We start from the raw sequence: 16,234 nt of genomic DNA, 5'->3' as shown, positions 1-16,234 counted from the left end.
CACGACCAGACACCCACGACAGCACCACACCCGGAGCGGGGAGCACCTCATGGAGAAGAAGACGGCGCAGACGGTGGCCGGAGTCGGCCTGCTCGGGGCGGGGGGCGTGGTCCTGGCCATGGCGTTCTCCGGCGCGTTCGACCACAGCGAGCCGCCGGTGGAGGAGCACTCGCCGGTCATCGCGGCGCCCTCCACTCCGGGGGAGTCCCCGGCGGACGCCTCGCCGAGCCCGGCGGAGTCCACCTCCGACTCCGCCGGTGGGGAGAGCACCTCCTCCGATGCGGCCTCCACCAGCAGCTCCTCCTCGGGCAGTTCGGGCGCCGCCTCGGCCAGTGAGCCCACGGACGCCGCCAGCACGTCCGAGGGCATCGCCTCCGGTGAGCCGCACCCGGCCGAACCGACCGCCCCTTCCAGCAGCGCCGCCCCGGAGCCGACCTCCCAGCCCGGCCAGGAGTCCTCGACGACCGACGCGGAGCCGAGCCCGACGCGCAGCGCGACGGCGACCGAGCCGTCCCGGGAGCCTTCCAGCACCTCGGAGCCCTCCGCCTCCGCGCCCTCGACCCCGGCACCGCGCCCGAGCAGCCCGAAGCCGAGCTCGACCCCCGAGCCGTCGCCGACCACGCCGGAGGACGACCACGCCAAGCCCGGGGACCCGGTGGCCGCCCCGGTGCAGCTGACCATCCCCAGCATCGGCTTCGACCAGCAGGTCTCCGAGGTGGGCCTGACCTCCAAGGGCACGCTCAATCCCCCACCCGGCGTCACCGGCTGGTACGGCAAGACGGTGAAGCCCGGTGAGGACGGTGTGAGCGTCATCGCCGGCCACGTCACCTTCGGCCCGCCGGACGTCTTCTACCACCTGCCCGACGTGAAGCCGGGCCAGACCTTCACCACCAAGGACGCCGACGGCCGGGTCCGCGAGTGGAAGATCGACCTGGTCGAGCACATTGACAAGGTGGCCCTCTCGCGCGACTCGCGCATCTGGGGCCCCTCGAGCACGCCCAAGCTCGCCCTGGTGACCTGCGACCCGGACACCCCGCGCACCGACGGGCACTCCGCGGTCAACGTGTTCGTCCTGGCCTCCCCGGCGTGACGGGCACCCCCGCCCCGCGCGAGCTGGCCGTGTTGCGCCACGGCCAGGCGCACCCCGCGGCACCCGGCGGGGACGACGCCGCGCGGGAGCTCACCGACCACGGCCGCGCGGAGGCCCGCCGTGCCGGTCGTCAGCTCGCGGCCCGATGGGGTGCGGTCGACCACGTGCTGCACTCCAGCGCGGTACGCACCACTCAGACCTGGCAGGAGATGGCCGGCGAGCTCCCCGCGGTGGCCGCCGAGGCGGTCTGGCCCACCCCACAGGTCTACGAGGCCGGGCTGGTCGAGCTCCTCGCGGCCCTGGGCGACCTGCCGGACGAGGCCCGGCAGGTGGTGCTCGTGGGGCACGCGCCGGGCGTCCCCACCCTCGTGGGGCACCTGACCGGCGTGTGGCCCGAGGGTTGGGCGACCGGCGAGGTGGGCGTGCTGGCCCTGCCGGACGACCTGGCCTGGGCGGACCTGCACGAGGGCTGCGCGGCGCGCCTCGGCTGAGACGGCCACGCGCTGTCCGCGGACCACCCAACGGTTACCGTGGGCGCCGTGTCCACCACGAGCGCTGCCACCGACCCGAACCTGCTGCCCGACGACGCCCGGGAGGTGACCGTCTCCGTGCCCACCGCCGCGTGGGTGCAGTCCCTCGGGGGGCCGGAGGGGAGGGTGACCGGCGCCGCCCGCACCGTGCACCTGGAGCACTGGGAGGGCACCACGCGCCGGCAGGACGACCCGGAGCGTCCGCTGGTGGCCGCCGTGCCGCCGCAGTTCTCCATGACGCCCGGTGCCGTGGCCGAGTACGCCACGCAGCCGCACCTGCGCTGGGCATGGGCGCTGAGCGCCGGGTTCGACCACCTCGACAAGCGCCTGCCGGCCACCGTGGGCATCTGCAACGCGCGGGGCGTGCACGAGGAGAGCACCGCCGACCACGCCCTGGCGCTGACCCTCGTGGGCCTGCGCTCCCTGGAGACGCTGCGCGACGCGCAGGTGGAGGGCCGCTGGGAGGTGCGCACGGGCCCGGAGTGGCGCGCCCGGCAGACCTCGCTGCACGAGGCGCGCGTGCTGGTGGTGGGCTACGGCGCCATCGGCAAGGCCATCGCGCGGCGTGTGGCGGCCTTCGGGGCGCACGTCGAGGCCGTGGCCACCTCCGCCCGCCCGGGTGACGAGCACGTCCGGGCGGTGCACGCCATCGACGACCTGCACGCCCTGCTGCCGCAGTTCGACGTGGTCGTGCTCATCACGCCGCTGACGGAGCGGACCAAGGGGCTGATGGGTGCCCGCGAGATGGAGCTCATGAAGCCCGGCGCGCTGCTGGTGAACGTGGCCCGTGGCCCGGTGGTGGACACCGACGCGCTGGTGGCGGCGGCCGGTTCCGGGCACATCCGGGCCGCCGTGGACGTCACCGCCCCCGAGCCGCTGCCCGAGGGCCACCCGCTGTTCAGCACGCCGGGGGTGTTCGTGACCCCGCACCTGGCCAGTGCCACGGCCGGCATGGAGGACCGTCAGCTGTCCCTCGTCGGGGCGCAGCTGCAGCGTCTGGCCGACGGCGAGGCCCTGCAGAACGTGGTGCGCACCCCGCAGGAGCAGGCGTGAACGCCCCGCAGCAGCCCGGCACCCCCGCGCACGACGCCGCGCACGCCGACGCCACGCGCCCCGGCAGCACCGCGTGGTGGGGGCCCTGGGACGCCGACCGCTCCGTCGTGGCCGACCGCGAGGTGGCCGTCATCGGCTTCGACGCCACGGCCGAGCTGCACGCCCAGAACCTGCGCGACTCCGGCGTGGACGTGCGCGTGGGCGCCGAGCCCGGCACCCCCGAGCACGACGCCGCGCAGGCCGAGGGCTTCTTCACCCTGCCGGTGGCCGATGCCGTGCAGGACGGTGAGCTGGTGGTCATCGGCACCGCCCACCTGGAGGCCGTGGCCGCCGTGCTCACCGACGAGCAGGTGCTGGTGCTCACCTCGGCCGCGGCGGGGCGTGCGCTGCGTGGGTCGGGCATCCGGCACCGCGGCGTGATCCTCCTCGTGGAGGTGCTGGGGGAGCCGGTGGCCACCCGGCAGGCGTACGTGGACGGCCGCGGTGGCCCGGCGGTGGTGGCCGTGGTGGCCCGTGGCACCGGGTCCGGCCACGAGCTGACGCTCACGCTCAACCCCACCGCCGCCCCGGCCGCCCCCGATGCCCGCGGGGACGCCGCGCAGCGCCTGGCCGTGGCCTACGCCGACGTGGTGGGGGCCACCCGTGCGGCCGCCATCGGGGTGGACGCCCTGGACTGGGCCGTCGCCGCGGACTTCGCCGACACCCGGGTGACCCCGCTGCTGGAGGCCGTGCTGGCCGCCGGCCGAGACGCGCTCGTTGCGCAGGGCTTCGACCCGGTGGTGGCCGACCTCGCGGTGCTGCACCGCCTCCAGTCCACCTGGGAGGCGCTCGGCCACGAGGGTGCACGCCCGAGTGCCGCCGACGAGCACCGTGAAGAGGTGGCCCGCCTCACCGGTCCGGCGCCCCGCTCGCGCTCCCGCCGCACCGCCCCCGTGGACGACGACGCCACCGCGGCCGCCCGGCACGCACGCCTCGGCGAGGCCTTCGGGGGCGCCCGGTAGCCTCGTCCCCACATCGCGTGGTCCGCGTCACACCCATCCCGGAGTCCGGCGGGTGCGCACACCCACCGAGCAGAGCCCGACACCGCCCAAGTCCCGAGGAGCCCCCATGGCAGACCGCCCCGAGTTCGTCGTCGCCCCGACCGAGTCCCCCGCCCCCGAGGCCGACCGCCTGAAGGTGCTGGAGGACCCCGGCTTCGGCGTGCACTTCACCGACCACATGGCCGTGGTGGACCACACCACCGCCGACGGCTGGCACAACGGCCGCGTGGTGCAGTACGCCCCCATCGCCCTGGACCCGGCCGCCTGCGTGCTGCACTACGCGCAGGAGATCTTCGAGGGCATGAAGGCCTACCGCCACGCCGACGGCAGCATCTGGACCTTCCGCCCGGAGAAGAACGCCGCCCGTCTGCAGCGCAGCGCCCGCCGCCTGGCCATGCCCGAGGTGCCCGAGGAGATCTTCCTGGAGGCCATCCGTCAGCTTGCGCAGATCGACCAGGCGTGGGTGCCGGAGGCCGCCGAGGGCTCCGAGACCTCCCTGTACCTGCGCCCCTTCCAGATCGGCACCGAGGCCTTCCTCGGCGTCCGCCCGTCGCAGGCCAGCCAGTTCTACGTCATCGCCTCCCCGTCCGGGCCGTACTTCCCGTCCGGTGTGAAGCCGGTGGACATCTGGGTCTCCCGCAACTACCACCGCGCCGGCTTCGGCGGCACGGGCTTCGCCAAGTGCGGCGGCAACTATGCCGCCTCCCTGGCCGCCCAGGTGGAGGCCGGCGAGCACGGCTGCGCCCAGGTGCTCTTCCTCGACGACCGCGAGGAGAAGTGGGTCGAGGAGCTGGGCGGCATGAACCTGTTCTTCGTGTTCTCGGACGGTTCGATCGTCACCCCGCCCACCAGCGGCACCATCCTCGAGGGCGTGACGCGCATGTCCCTGGTGGAACTGGGCCGCGACGCCGGCCACGAGGTGACCGAGCGCCCCATCAGCCTCGACGAGGTGACCACCGGCATCGCCGACGGCACCATCACCGAGGTGTTCGCCTGCGGTACCGCGGCGGTCATCACGCCGGTGGGCTCCTTCCGCACCGAGGAGGACACCTGGACCGTCGGCGGCGAGGGCCGCTCGGAGGACCTGGACGAGTCCTACCCGGTGACCATGACGCTGCGCCGCACGCTCACCGACATCCAGTACGGCCGCGCCGAGGACACCAAGGGCTGGATGCACCGCCTCGTCTGATCAGACGGGCCGGGCTCAGGTCCCCAGCACTGCGGCGGTGACTCCCAGGAGTCGCCGCCGCAGTGCGTTGCCCCGCTCGCTGAAGCCGCGCTGCTCGGCCACGTACTGCGCCTTGCCCTCGGGGGTCTCGATGCGGACCGGCTCGTACCCCCAGTCGCGCAGGTCGTAGGGAGAGGCGCGCATGTCCAGCTCGCGCACGTCGCGGGCCAGCTCCAGGCAGTCCACCAGCAGGTCGCCGGGCACCAGCGGGCCCAGGGTGGCGGCCACCTTGTAGAGGTCCATCGTGGCGTGCAGGCACCCGGGCTGCTCGAAGGCGGTGCGGTCGCGCGGGCCGGGGGAGAGGGTGTTGAGCCCGCGGGCGGAGTCGGTGAAGAACCGGAACGCGTCGAAGTGGCTGCACGCGATGGTGTGGCTCTCGGTGACGGCGTCGGTGCCCTCGCGGCCCAGGCGCAGGGGCACGCCCCCGTGGCGGCGGTCGTCGGCCTCCAGGCCGTGCACCATGGCCCACTCGTGCAGGCCGAAGCAGCCGAACCGTGCCGGGCGGTTCGCCGTGGCCTCGAGGACGGCGTGCCAGCGGCGCACCGTGTCGCCGCGGCGGGCCATGAACGCGGCGGCGTCCACGGTGACGGCGTCGCCCTCGGGGGTGTCGAGGGCCCGGTGTTCCTTCCACCCGGCGCGCTCACCGGCATCGAGCAGGGCCACGCCGACGCCGGGGTGCCACCGCCGCACCTCGGCCGGGCGCCAGCGGTAGTAGACCCACAGGAAGTCCTCCACCGGGTGCTTCTCCCCGCGGGCGCGGCGGGCCAGGTGCGGCCCCGCGATGGCGTCGACACGTGCCTCGTGCGCGGCCTGCAGCGGCTCCCACGCGGAGCGGGGCAGGACGGTCGGCGCGGGGTGCGTCACGGCACGGGAGGTGGGGGAGGGGCACATCGCGGCGCAGTCTAGGTCCGCCGGGGCAGGGTCGGGCCGGGCTGGGCCGCGTCTGCCTTCGTCGCACGCGAGGCCTCTCCGCGCACGGGACAACGGCTGGGCTCCCCGAGTGCACCCCCGGCCGCGCACGCGAAACCTCCCCGCGTACGGGAAGAGTGCTCCCCGCACGCGCACCATCCCGTGCCACCAGCACCCTTCCCGTGCGGCGAGGGGTTTCCCGTGCGGCGGGAGCCCGGCCGGCACGGAGCGCCGCTCGATCCGCGCGACCCACCCTCCGGCACGTCACTCCGTCATCCCACCCACCTCACGCCTCTCCGCCACCGGCAATCGCCCGGTGCCGGATGAGGCCATGACCCACCGCGCCCCCGCCTCGTCCCCCGTCCACGACCGCCTCGAGCCCGGGCGCGTCCACGACGCCTCCAGTCTCACCGCGGGGACATCGCCATGTTCGATGCGGTGACCCCCCGCCCGCTGGAGGACCACCCCGCGCTGGAGGACGCCCCGCTGGAGCGGATGCTTCTGGTGCAGGAGGCTGGGCCGACCGGCCAGGTCGTGCTGCACCTGGGTGGGTCCGCGGACTCCCGCAGCTGAGCAGACCGCGGCATGGAGCGCCACCCCGCTCGCGCTCGTAGACTCGCCCCATGCGCATCTGCCGGTTCACCGACGACTCCGACGAGCCCCGCTACGGCCTCATGGACGGCGAGGGCACCAAGATCGCCGAGATCACCGGCGACCCCCTCTACACCTCCATCGAGCTCACGGGCCGCACCTTGACCACCGAGGACGTGCGCCTCCTGGCCCCGGTGATCCCCCGCTCCAAGGTGGTGGGGGTCCGTCGCAACTATGCCGACCACGCCGCCGAGCTGGGCAACGAGGTCGATGCCGAGCCGGGCCTCTTCCTCGTGCCCAACACCGCCGTCGTGGGCCCCGGCGACCCGGTGGTCATCCCGGCGCTCACCCAGGAGGTCTCCTACGAGGGCGAGCTGGCCGTCGTCATCGGCCGCATGTGCAAGGACGTCTCGCCGGACGAGGTGCGCTCGGTGATCCTGGGCTACACCTGCGCCAACGACGTGACCGCCCGCGACCTGCAGAAGTCCGACGGCCAGTGGGCCCGCGCCAAGGGCATGGACACCTTCTGCCCGCTCGGCCCGTGGATCGAGACCGAGCTGGACACCGAGGACCTCGTGGTCCGCACCCGCCTCGACGGCGAGGTGGTGCAGGACGGCCGCACCGCCGACATGGTGTTCGACGTGCCGGCCATCGTCTCCCACGTCTCCAAGGCGTTCACCCTCCTGCCCGGCGACGTCATCCTCACCGGCACGCCCGCCGGCGTGGGCCCGGTGACCGCCGGCCAGCGCGTGGAGGTCTCCATCCAGGGCATCGGGCGGCTGTCCAACCCCTTCGTCTCCGCCGAGGAGTGAGCGGCACCCCTCCACCCTCGATGCCGGGGTGGGGCTACCGGGGAACTGCCGGTTGCCCCACCCCTGTGTCCTCGGCCACCTCCCGACGGCGCGAGGAGGCCTCTCCACCGGGGGAGGGGGTGGGGGCCTCCGACCACGGACGTACCCTGTGGCGCATGTCCACGGCACCCATCGGCATCTTCGACTCCGGCCTCGGTGGCCTCACGGTCGCCCGCGCGGTCCTGGACCACCTGCCCCGCGAGTCGACGATCTACCTCGGGGACACGCTCCACGCCCCCTACGGCCCGCGCCCCATCGCCGAGGTGCGCCGTCTGGCCCTGAACTCGCTGGACGCCCTGGTGGAGCGCGGTGTCAAGGCCCTGGTCATCGCCTGCAACTCGGCCTCGGCCGCGGTGCTGCACGACGCCCGGGAGCGTTACGACGTCCCCGTCATCGAGGTGATCCGCCCAGCCGCCCGCCGCGCCGCCGGCATCACCCGCTCGGGCCGGGTGGGCGTCATCAGCACCCTCGCCACCCACACCTCGGGCGCCTACCGCGACGCGTTCGCCGCCGTGCCCAGCGTGCAGCTGCACTCCCAGCCGTGCCCGCGCTTCGTGGAGTTCGTGGAGGCCGGCACCGTCACCGGCCCGGAGGTGTTCGCCGCGGCCACCGAGTACCTCACCCCGCTCAAGGAGGCGGGCGTGGACACCCTCATCATGGGGTGCACCCACTACCCGCTCCTGCGCGGCGTGCTGGCCTACGAGATGGGGCCCGAGGTGTCGCTCGTGTCGTCCGCGGAGGAGACCGCCGCCGAGCTGCTGCGCACCCTGGCCGACCGCGACGAGCTGGCCCCCGAGCACTCGGCACCCACGCACACCTTCCTCACCACCGGCGACCCGGCCCAGTTCGGGGAGCTGGCCCGCACCTTCCTGGGCCCCGAGGTCTCCGCCGGCAACACCCACCGCCTGCCCGTGCCCACGGAGGTGCCCCCCACGGGTGCCGTCCCCACCCTCGATGCCGGGGGAGGGGCCACCGCATGAGGCTCACCGTGGTGGGGTGCTCGGGGTCCTTCGCGGGGCCCGAGTCGGCCGCGTCCTCCTACCTGGTGGAGCACGAGCACGAGGGCCGCACCTGGCGGCTCGTGCTCGACCTGGGCTCCGGCGCGCTGGGTGCCCTGCAGCGGTACACCGACCCCACGGCCGTGGACGCGTACTGCATCAGCCACCTGCACCCGGACCACGTGGTGGACCTGTGCGGCCTGTTCGTGCTGCACCACTATGACCCGCGCGCCCCGCACACCGAGCGCATCCCCGTCCACGGCCCGGCGGCGCTGCGTCAGCAGATGGACTGCGTCTACGGCTCCCCGTCGGGGGAGAGCCTCACCCGCTCCTTCGCCTACCACCCGGTGGGCGACGGCCACACCACGCAGGTGGGGCCGTTCACCCTCACGTGGACCCGGGTGAACCACCCGGGCGACGCGTACGGCCTGCGGGTGGAGGCGGGCGGCTGCACCGTGGCGTACACCGGCGACACCGATGACACCCCTGCCCTGGATGGCCTGCTGGCCGGCGCGGACCTCGTGCTCTCGGACTGCGCCTTCGTGGAGGGGCGCGACACCGCCCAGGGCATCCACCTGTCCGGGCGTCGCGCGGCCGTGGCGGCGCAGCGTGCCGGGGGAGTGGGCGCCCTGGTGCTCACCCACGTGCCGCCGTGGAACGACCCGGAGGTCTCCGTGGCGGAGGCGCGCGAGGTGTGGGACGGCCCGCTGCAGGCCGCCCACCCCGGCCTGGTGCTCGAGCTCGTCCCGCGCGACTGCTCGGTGACCCCCGCCTGAGCTGGCCCGGCGCACCCCGCCGGCCCCACTGGATCGAGGAATCGCGAGAGGAGCGACCGTGAGCCGTTCGTCAACCCTGGTGCCCGGACTGGTGGCCTGCCTGGTGGCGGGCCTGGTGTCGATGGGGGCGGCCCGGTTGGTGGGCGCGGCCGTGCCCGCCGTGAGCCCGCTCCTGGTGGCCATCCTGCTCGGCATCCTCGTGGGTAACCTGGCCAGCCTCCCGGCCGGCTGGGGCCCGGGGCTGGGGGCGGGCAGCAAGACGTTGCTGCGCACCGGCATCGTGCTGCTGGGGCTCCAGGTCTCGCTGGCGACCATCGCCGACCTGGGGTGGAAGGTCGTCCTCGCCGTCGTGCTCGTGGTGGCGGTCGGCCTGGCGACGGCGGTGCTGGCCGGGCGCCTGCTGGGCGTCCGCCCCGGGCTGGCGCTGCTCGTGGGGGCGGGCTTCTCCATCTGTGGTGCGGCGGCGGTGGCCGCGGCCGACGGCGTGGTGGACGCCGAGGACGAGGACGTGGCGGTCGCCCTGGCGCTCGTGGTGCTCTTCGGCACGCTCATGATCCCCGCGGTGCCGTTGCTGGGCGGGCTCCTGGGCCTGGACGACCGCACCATCGGCCTGTGGGCCGGGCTGTCGGTGCACGAGGTGGCGCAGGTGGTGGCCGTCGGCGGCATCGTGGGCGGGGCCGCGCTGGCGGTGGCCGTGGTGGCCAAGCTGGCGCGCGTGGTGCTGCTGGCCCCGGTGATGGTGGGCTTCGCGACCCTGCGCCGCCGCCAGCTGCGCGCGGGCGAGGGCGCGGCGGGTGGCACGGCTGGCGGCTCCAACGACGTGACGCTGCCGCCGATCGTCCCGGCGTTCGTGGTGGCCTTCCTGGCGATGGTGCTCGTGCGCACCTGGGTGCCGCTGCCCGAGCAGCTGCTCGAGGTGGTCAAGGTCCTGCAGACCCTGCTGCTCGCGGCCGCGATGTGGGCGCTGGGCACCGGGGTGCGCTGGGAGCGGCTGAGGACGGTCGGCGGTGCGCCGTTCGCGCTGGCCGGCATCACCACCGCCGTCGTGGCGGCGGTCGGGCTGGGCGGGGCGCTCGTCGCCTGATGCTCGGCCACCCGGCCGCACCCGGTGCGGGGAGCGTCGGCGTCGCCTGAGCGGCCCGTAGGCTCAGGTGCATGACCGACGCCCCCGCATCGCGCACCGTGAACGCCCCCGCCGACGCCGCCCCCACCCCCCGCCACGACGGCCGCGCGCCCGACCATCTGCGCGAGGTCCGCATCACCCGTGGCTGGCTCGACCATGCCGCCGGCTCGGTGCTCGTGGAGTTCGGCCGCACCCGCGTGCTGTGCGCCGCCTCCTTCCAGCCGGATGTCCCGCGCTGGCTGAAGGGTCAGGGCACCGGCTGGGTGACCGGCGAGTACGCCATGCTGCCGGCGGCCACCCACACCCGCAGCGACCGCGAGTCGGTCAAGGGCAAGGTGAAGGGCCGCACGCAGGAGATCTCGCGCCTGCTCGGCCGGGCGCTGCGGGCCGCGGTGGACACCTCCGCCCTGGGAGAGAACACCATCGTCATCGACTGCGACGTGCTGCAGGCCGACGGCGGCACCCGCACCGCCGCCATCACCGGCGCGTGGGTGGCGCTGGCCGATGCGGTGGCCGCCGGCAAGGCGTCCGGCGACATCGCCCCCGACGCTGTGGTGCTGCGCGATGCGGTGCAGGCCATCAGCGTGGGCATCGTGGACGGGCGCCCGGTGCTCGACCTGGACTACCCGGAGGACTCGACCGCCGGGGCGGACATGAACGTGGTGATGACCGGCGCCGGTGACCTGGTGGAGGTGCAGGGCACCGCCGAGGGGCAGACCTTCGACCGCGCCATGCTCAACGCGCTGCTCGACCTGGCCGAGGGCGGGTGCGCCACCCTGGCCGCCGCGCAGCAGGCCGCGCTCGGTCTCGAGGCGGGGGAGCGCCTCGTGGTGGCCTCCGGCGAGCAGGTGCCGGTGGACGGGCAGGGCGCCTGATGGCCACCCGCCGCATCGTGCTGGCCACGCGCAACCGGGGCAAGGTGCCCGAGCTGCAGCGCATCCTGGCCGAGTCCTTGCCGCACGAGGTGGAGGTCGTCACCCTGGCCGACGTGGCCCCCGACGCCCCGGACGTGGTGGAGAACGGCGCCACCTTCGAGGCCAACTCGCTGCTCAAGGCCCGTGCGGCCTGCGAGCTGACCGGGCTGTCCGCCATCGCCGACGACTCCGGCCTGTGCGTGGACGTGATGGGGGGAGCGCCGGGCATCTTCTCCGCGCGCTGGTCCGGTGGGCTCGTGGACTCCCAGGGACAAGGGCCGGGCGTGGCCAAGGACGCCGACAACAACGCGCTGCTGCTGGCCCAGCTGGCCGACGTGCCCGACGACGCCCGCGGGGCGCACTTCGCCTGCGTCATGAGCTACGTCGACCCCGACGGCACGGAGATCACCGAGCGTGGGGAGATGCACGGCAGCGTCCTGCGTGAGCCACAGGGGGAGAACGGGTTCGGCTACGACCCGATCTTCGCGGTGCGCAGCGGCGAGCTCGCGGAGGCCGGGTTCACGCCCGTGCGGGGTCCGGTGAGCAGCGCCGAGCTGCCCGCAGAGGTGAAGAACCGCGTGAGCCACCGCGGCAAGGCCACCCGGACCCTGGCGCAGCGGTTGTCCGAGCGGGGCTGAGCACGGGTGAACCCGCCCGGGTGAGCGCCTGTGGCCCCGCGACCCGTCGCCGGACGGGCCCCGGGGCCACGTGGATGAGCGGGCCGATCCTCAGGGGGCGTCGGGGAGGGGGTCTCCGTCGGGGTGGGTCCACTGGGCCCGGCGCCCGATGGCGAGCAGGGGACACAGCACGGCCGTGGCCCCGGGGAGGTAGGTCGCGAAGAGGCCGAACCCGTTCGCCGGGATGGGCCACAGATGGAGCAGGACCAGCACCACGATGACGAGCAACACCGGGATGGCCAGGAAGGCCGCCGCGACGCCACCGCCCCAGCCGTCGTGGCGGACAAGGGCCCGCCAGCAGCGGACCACCCCAAAGGTGATGAGCGACACCCACAGCACGTGCAGCGCCCCGATCCACTCGTACCAGACTGTCTCGACGAGTGCGACCAGCAGACCCAGCGCCAACAGCGTGCTGCGGATGTCGAGCCCGAGGTCCCGGTCGTGGGGGTGACTCCGGGTGATCGGGTGCATGGCCGTCCTCGTGGTCGGGCGCACCGTCGGCGCCGGTGACGAGAGGCTAGGGCCGCCGGCACATGAGGGGTGTCCACCTGGGGGGGGATTCCATCCGGAGGGGAGTAGTCGCCTGTCGCGCCATGCTTCACGGCTCGGCACTGCGCCCTTCCGTGCGAGGGTGGGGTGCATGACCTCGCCCCTCGTGCAGCGGATGCAGCCTTTCGGTACGTCGATCTTCGCTGAGATGACCCAGCGGGCCGTCGCGGCTGACGCGGTGAACCTTGGCCAGGGTGCCCCGGATTCCGGCACGCCTCCGGAGCTGATCGAGTGGGCGCACGAGGCGATGCTGGAGGGCCGTAACCAGTACCCGCCGTTCTGGGACGTGCCGGCGCTGCGCGAGGCGGTCGCCGCGCACCAGGGGCGCTTCCACGGGCTCGCTGTCGACCCGGCGCAGGTGTTGGTGACCGTCGGCGCCACCGAGGCACTCACGGCATCGATCCTGGCCCTCGTCGAGCCCGGTGAGGAGGTCGTGGTCATTGAGCCGGCGTACGACTCCTACGCCGCGGCCGTGGCGAGTGGTGTGGCCGGTGCCGCTGGCGCTGCCGGGTCTGGAGCTGGACCTCGAGACGCTGGGGGCGGCGTTCTCCGACCGCACCGCGATGGTGGTGGTCAACACCCCGCACAACCCGACCGGTGCGCAGAGTCGGAGCCCAGTGACGTCGCCCCCCTTCAGCGCCGGTGACGACGGGGCCGTCAGCAGCGCCGAGCTGCCCGCCGAGGTGAAGAACGCCATCAGCCACCGCGGCCGCGCCACCCGGGAGCTGGCCCGCCTTCTGGCTGAGATGGCCTGAGTGGTGAGGCGTTGGTGCCCCGTGGCGTGATCGCGTCACGGGGCCCCAACGTTCCTCAGGTGGCGTCGGGGAGCGGCTCTCCGTCGGGGTGGTCCCACCGAGGGCTGCGACCGATCGCGAGCAGCGGGCAGAGCACCGCAGTGGCCCCTGGGAGGTACCACAGGAAGGCGCCGAGCGAGTCAGGCGGCAGCGGCCACAGCTGTAGCGCCCCGATCAAGACCATGGTGAGCAACACCGGGATGGCCAGGAAAGCCGCCGCGACGCCACCGCCCCAGCCGTCGTGGCGGACAAGGGCCCGCCAACAGAGAACCACTCCCGCGGTGATGAGGGACACCCACAGCAGGTGGACCGCCCCGATCCAGCGGGACTTGTCCGTGTCTATCGCGGCGACCATCAGGCACGACGCCAACAGCGCGCTACGGATGTCGAGGCCTAGGTCACGCGGGTGCTTGAAGTGCGGGGTGCCGCGCATCAGATGCTCTTGGTGAAATATGCGGTCCAAGCACGCTGCCCAGGGCATCTCGTCAAGGGGAAAGCCAACTGGGGCGCGCTCAGGCACATGAAGCTTTCTGAGTACCTGTTCTGCACCTTGCGCCACGTCCCTCGGCGGTCACTCATCGCGTGCACCTCGTGCCGGGGCACATCAATTGAGTGCCCGTAGTAGTTGGCGCTCCCGTTGCGGTAGACCGTCCCTCGCAGCTGATAGGTAATCGGGCCCGCCGAGAAGCACAAGGGATTACCGATCTTGTGCTTGAGGGTGAACTGGGCCGAGCTGCTGTTGATCGAGACGTCGCGCAGGTACATTCCGGCGGGGCTGGCGGTCGCCGAGGCCACGGGCCGGGTACTGGTTCCGTCGGCATAGCGCACGGTGGGACTCACGTGACGCGTGAGGGTCACCTCCCGCTTGCCGTTGCGCCAGTCAGCGATCACGAGGGCCGCTGTGCGTGATCGTGTGGTCTGGTTGTACCCCGAGACCCATGACCGATTGTCTCCCTTGAACCAGATCTTGCCCCACGTCCAGCGTGGGTTGCAGGCAAGACCGGAGGGAACCGCAGCTCGTGCACCCGGGATGTAGGTCTTGTAGGACGTGTACATGGCGCCGTTGAGGGCAGCCGTCGTTCCAGCATCGTTGATGGTGACCGACTGTGTCTCTCCATTGGGGGCCTCGGCTGCGAACTCGTAACTGTCTGCGGCCAGCAGGCTGGGCTCCTCGTCCACGATGGACCCATCCTCGGAGATGGCGCCGAGCGGCTCACCATTCTTCAGGACCGTGGTGCCCTCGGCATCGGTGGACGCGACGGCGAGAACAGTGCGATCGGTCCCCTCCACGAGGGTTGCGACGGGCGCGAGTGCTGGTCGGACGGTTGTGCTGCCGCTGTACGTGACCTCGTCGGACCGGCTGTCCGTGACCGTTCCCTCGGTCTCGCTGTAGTAGCCGGAGGTCTTGGCCTCGTCCACGCTCTGGGCGCTGTCCGCCGTGCTGTCCAAGGCGACCGGCGCAAGGGCCTCCGTGAGGTATTCGGTGGCCTGGTACTGGTTGCCGGCTGCGTCTTGAAGCACCATCGTGCGCACGAGAGGGTCGGAGTCGTCTGTGGAGAGCACAGTGACCGGACGACCGTCTACCGTGATGCGTACTTCATCGCCGGAGTAGGTCGCGCTCAGGCCCTCCTCATTCGCCGTGGCCGGGAGGCCGAGCCCCGCGATCGAGCCAGTGAGAAGTGTTGCGGTGGTGAGGAGCCTCAGGGCGGTGCTGGGACGCATGATCGTCTCTCTGATTGGCGCACTGTCGGCGCGGATGGAAGAAACTTATGGTTCTCGGTCTCCGCAGGGTCTCCACCCGGGGGGGGATATGGGGGTACTCGGTGCGGGCGGCTTGCCGCCTCGCCACCGGCCGCTGATCCAGCCGCCCTTCCGTGCGAGGGTGGGGTGCATGACCTCGCCCCTCGTGCAGCGGATGCAGCCTTTCGGTACGTCGATCTTCGCTGAGATGACCCAGCGGGCCGTCGCGGCTGACGCGGTGAACCTTGGCCAGGGTGCCCCGGATTCCGGCACGCCTCCGGAGCTGATCGAGTGGGCGCACGAGGCGATGCTGGAGGGCCGCAACCAGTACCCGCCGTTCCTGGGTGTGCCAGAGCTGCGTGAGGCGGTCGCGGCGCACCAGCAGCGTTTCCACGGGCTGACGGTGGACCCGGCGCAGGTGCTGGTGACGGTCGGCGCCACCGAGGCGCTCACCGCATCGGTGCTGGCGCTGGTGGAGCCGGGGGAGGAGGTCGTGGTCATCGAGCCGGCGTACGACTCGTACGCGGCGGCCGTGGCGCTGGCCGGGGGAGTGGTGCGTCCGGTGCCGTTGGCCATGCCCGGCCTGGAGCTGGACCTCGAGGCGCTGGAGGCGGCGTTCAGCGACAAGACCGCGATCGTGGTGGTGAACACGCCGCACAACCCGACCGGCAAGCAGTTCACGCGCGAGGAGCTCGCCGCCATCGGGCGCTTGGCGCAGCGGTACAACGCGGTGATCCTGTCCGATGAGGTGTACGAGCACCTGGTCTACGATGGGGGCTCCCACCTGGGCCCGGCGATGGTGCCCGAGTGTGCCGACCGGACGCTGACGGTCAGCTCGGCGGGCAAGACGTTCGCGGTGACGGGGTGGAAGGTGGGGTGGGTGCACGGCCCGCAGGCGTTGGTGGATGCGGTGGCGAAGGTCAAGCAGTTCACCACCTTTGGCGTGGGGACGCCCTTCCAACCGGCGGTCGCACGCGGGCTGGCGCTGCCGGACGCGGTGTTCAGCGACCTGGCTGCGCTCCACGAGTGTCGGCGGGACAGGCTCGTGGCCGGCCTGCGCGATGCGGGGTTTGCCTGCGAGGTGCCGCCGGCGGGGTACTTCGTCATCGCCGACGCGGCCCCGTTGGGTGTCACGGACGCGTTGGCGTGGTGCCGCGCGATCCCGGAGGAAGCCGGGGTGGTGGGTGTTCCGGTGCAGGCGTTCTGCAGTGATCCCGAGCACGCGCCGAGCTACGTGCGGTTCGGGTTCTGCAAGACCGAGGACGTCATCGCCGAGGGCGTGGCGCGCCTGAAGGCCTGGTCCGAGCGCCAGGGCTGACACCAGCCGCTCACGCCGACGCCCCGGGAGCCGTGGTGGCTTCCGGGGCGTCG

The 16,234-nt window shown here is 73.2% G+C and carries 18 protein-coding genes and 1 pseudogene; 15 read left to right on the top strand and 4 right to left on the bottom strand.

Features of this window, described 5'->3' with window-relative positions:
• The 5 genes from HMPREF3099_RS04915 to HMPREF3099_RS04895 all read left to right on the top strand — a co-directional run.
• Positions 1-1,090: class F sortase (locus HMPREF3099_RS04915; RefSeq protein WP_237769745.1), on the top strand; the 1,090-nt coding region annotated here is incomplete at its 5' end.
• The gene (locus HMPREF3099_RS04910) at positions 1,087-1,581 is read left to right on the top strand and encodes a SixA phosphatase family protein (protein ID WP_070704754.1); all 495 of its coding nucleotides are present in this window, start codon (positions 1,087-1,089) and stop codon (positions 1,579-1,581) included. The genes HMPREF3099_RS04915 and HMPREF3099_RS04910, both read left to right, overlap by 4 nt.
• A 48-nt stretch (positions 1,582-1,629) precedes the next feature.
• Complete coding sequence (locus HMPREF3099_RS04905) at positions 1,630-2,673, top strand: 2-hydroxyacid dehydrogenase (RefSeq protein ID WP_141761992.1); 1,044 nt, start codon at positions 1,630-1,632, stop codon at positions 2,671-2,673.
• Positions 2,670-3,674 carry a ketol-acid reductoisomerase gene (locus HMPREF3099_RS04900; protein ID WP_070704748.1) on the top strand — a complete coding sequence of 335 codons (1,005 nt, stop codon included), beginning with the start codon at positions 2,670-2,672 and terminating at the stop codon, positions 3,672-3,674. Before HMPREF3099_RS04905 ends, HMPREF3099_RS04900 begins: the two co-directional genes overlap by 4 nt.
• 106 nt (positions 3,675-3,780) lie before the next feature.
• Positions 3,781-4,902: a branched-chain amino acid aminotransferase gene (locus HMPREF3099_RS04895; protein ID WP_070704745.1), complete on the top strand. Its 1,122-nt coding sequence runs from the start codon at positions 3,781-3,783 to the stop codon at positions 4,900-4,902.
• A gap of 15 nt (positions 4,903-4,917) precedes the next feature.
• Here the strand turns inward: HMPREF3099_RS04895 and HMPREF3099_RS04890 are convergent, their stop codons facing one another.
• A complete protein-coding gene (locus HMPREF3099_RS04890) occupies positions 4,918-5,832 on the bottom strand; it encodes a 3-methyladenine DNA glycosylase (RefSeq protein ID WP_070704742.1) in 915 nt (304 codons plus the stop codon).
• Between the two features lie 444 nt (positions 5,833-6,276).
• On the opposite strand from HMPREF3099_RS04890, the gene HMPREF3099_RS12790 reads away from it, so the two are divergent.
• The 7 genes from HMPREF3099_RS12790 (at position 6,277) to HMPREF3099_RS04860 (ending at position 11,741) form a co-directional block, all read left to right on the top strand.
• Entirely contained in the window at positions 6,277-6,423 is a 147-nt protein-coding gene (locus HMPREF3099_RS12790) for a hypothetical protein (protein ID WP_168168438.1), read from the top strand.
• Positions 6,424-6,473: 50 nt separating this feature from the next.
• Positions 6,474-7,253: a fumarylacetoacetate hydrolase family protein gene (locus HMPREF3099_RS04885; protein ID WP_070704739.1), complete on the top strand. Its 780-nt coding sequence runs from the start codon at positions 6,474-6,476 to the stop codon at positions 7,251-7,253.
• Between the two features lie 155 nt (positions 7,254-7,408).
• The gene (gene murI, locus HMPREF3099_RS04880) at positions 7,409-8,272 is read left to right on the top strand and encodes a glutamate racemase (protein WP_070704760.1); all 864 of its coding nucleotides are present in this window, start codon (positions 7,409-7,411) and stop codon (positions 8,270-8,272) included.
• On the top strand, positions 8,269-9,066 hold the full coding sequence (locus HMPREF3099_RS04875) for an MBL fold metallo-hydrolase (protein ID WP_070704736.1): 798 nt from the start codon (positions 8,269-8,271) through the stop codon (positions 9,064-9,066). Before murI ends, HMPREF3099_RS04875 begins: the two co-directional genes overlap by 4 nt.
• A 58-nt stretch (positions 9,067-9,124) precedes the next feature.
• Positions 9,125-10,150 carry a YeiH family protein gene (locus tag HMPREF3099_RS04870; protein WP_237769744.1) on the top strand — a complete coding sequence of 342 codons (1,026 nt, stop codon included), beginning with the start codon at positions 9,125-9,127 and terminating at the stop codon, positions 10,148-10,150.
• 71 nt (positions 10,151-10,221) lie between these two features.
• Positions 10,222-11,064, top strand: coding sequence for a ribonuclease PH (gene rph / locus HMPREF3099_RS04865; RefSeq protein ID WP_070704730.1), 843 nt, complete (start codon positions 10,222-10,224; stop codon positions 11,062-11,064).
• On the top strand, positions 11,064-11,741 hold the full coding sequence (locus HMPREF3099_RS04860) for a non-canonical purine NTP pyrophosphatase (protein ID WP_070704728.1): 678 nt from the start codon (positions 11,064-11,066) through the stop codon (positions 11,739-11,741). Before rph ends, HMPREF3099_RS04860 begins: the two co-directional genes overlap by 1 nt.
• A gap of 90 nt (positions 11,742-11,831) precedes the next feature.
• Here HMPREF3099_RS04860 and HMPREF3099_RS04855 read toward each other — a convergent pair whose 3' ends face one another.
• Complete coding sequence (locus HMPREF3099_RS04855; RefSeq protein ID WP_070704725.1) at positions 11,832-12,251, bottom strand: hypothetical protein; 420 nt, start codon at positions 12,249-12,251, stop codon at positions 11,832-11,834.
• Here HMPREF3099_RS04855 and HMPREF3099_RS13695 point away from each other — a divergent pair.
• Positions 12,250-12,744 (top strand): annotated as a pseudogene (locus tag HMPREF3099_RS13695) (aminotransferase class I/II-fold pyridoxal phosphate-dependent enzyme); the annotation flags it as partial. The gene HMPREF3099_RS04855 and the pseudogene HMPREF3099_RS13695 overlap by 2 nt on opposite strands.
• Positions 12,745-12,820: 76 nt before the next feature.
• On the top strand, positions 12,821-13,084 hold the full coding sequence (locus HMPREF3099_RS13365) for a non-canonical purine NTP pyrophosphatase (RefSeq protein WP_237769743.1): 264 nt from the start codon (positions 12,821-12,823) through the stop codon (positions 13,082-13,084).
• 55 nt (positions 13,085-13,139) lie between these two features.
• Here the strand turns inward: HMPREF3099_RS13365 and HMPREF3099_RS04845 are convergent, their stop codons facing one another.
• Together HMPREF3099_RS04845 and HMPREF3099_RS04840 are read right to left on the bottom strand one after the other, a co-directional pair.
• A complete protein-coding gene (locus HMPREF3099_RS04845) occupies positions 13,140-13,556 on the bottom strand; it encodes a hypothetical protein (protein WP_070704720.1) in 417 nt (138 codons plus the stop codon).
• Positions 13,556-14,845 (bottom strand): DUF3238 domain-containing protein, encoded by a 1,290-nt coding sequence (locus HMPREF3099_RS04840; RefSeq protein WP_070704718.1) that lies wholly within the window; start codon positions 14,843-14,845, stop codon positions 13,556-13,558. Before HMPREF3099_RS04840 ends, HMPREF3099_RS04845 begins: the two co-directional genes overlap by 1 nt.
• Before the next feature lie 169 nt (positions 14,846-15,014).
• Here HMPREF3099_RS04840 and HMPREF3099_RS04835 point away from each other — a divergent pair, with 169 nt between their 5' ends.
• Positions 15,015-16,181 carry an aminotransferase class I/II-fold pyridoxal phosphate-dependent enzyme gene (locus HMPREF3099_RS04835; RefSeq protein WP_070704715.1) on the top strand — a complete coding sequence of 389 codons (1,167 nt, stop codon included), beginning with the start codon at positions 15,015-15,017 and terminating at the stop codon, positions 16,179-16,181.
• Positions 16,182-16,234 lie beyond the last annotated feature (53 nt).

Source organism: Kytococcus sp. HMSC28H12, from assembly GCF_001816045.1.
In the GTDB taxonomy this organism is placed as follows: Bacteria; Actinomycetota; Actinomycetes; order Actinomycetales; family Dermatophilaceae; genus Kytococcus; species Kytococcus schroeteri.
The sequence above is the reverse complement of the archived record's forward strand: the minus strand, read 5'-3'. Positions and strand labels throughout refer to the sequence as shown.